General features: G+C 60.1%; 1 protein-coding gene. It reads right to left on the bottom strand.

The genetic code is table 11. The features are described from left to right. Window position 1: 1 nt before the first annotated feature. Window positions 2-307, bottom strand: coding sequence for a pore-forming ESAT-6 family protein (locus AC5RUF_RS16350; protein WP_227913888.1), 306 nt, complete (start codon window positions 305-307; stop codon window positions 2-4). Window positions 308-486 lie beyond the last annotated feature (179 nt).

The following is a 486-nucleotide window of genomic DNA, read 5'->3' as shown; positions in this document are numbered from 1 at the left end:
CCTAGCCGATGTTGGCGACGGCGGACTTCGCCCGCGCACCCGCACCCGCAGCCGTCTCGTCATTCTGCGACAACGTCTGCTTCACCAGCGCAATAATGTTCCGCGTCTCATTAGCCGCATTCCGGAAACGGTTCTCCACCGCCTGGTACTCCTCCGAGACACCATCAGCCTGGAAATCCGACATCGCCGCGTTCACGGCCTTCTCACGCTCACCGATCAACGACTCCAATCGGGCAACAATCGACTGGATATCCCCCTGCACGGCAGAAGACGTATCAGTGTCATAGCTCAAACGATCCTGGGACATAACAATCCTTTCAACACCGGCACCCGCCGGAACAAACCACGGAAAAAGAAAAAGGAAGAAACGAAACCCGGCTCTACCCGCGCCTAGCGCGAGGAACCGAACCGCGCGGCGTCGAACGCCGCCGAACCCTGCTGCTGCGCCGCGTTATCCGCAGCCTCCTGGTCACCGGTCTGGAACGA

Source organism: Arthrobacter sp. Y3224198, from assembly GCF_059090025.1.
Note: the sequence above shows the minus strand (reverse complement) of the source record. Positions and strands in the feature narration are given on the sequence as shown.

Coding starts and splice junctions, on each gene's coding strand:
- AC5RUF_RS16350 (WP_227913888.1), bottom strand. CDS start 307: ATGTCCCAGGATCGTTTGAGCTATGACACTGATACGTCTTCTGCCGTG.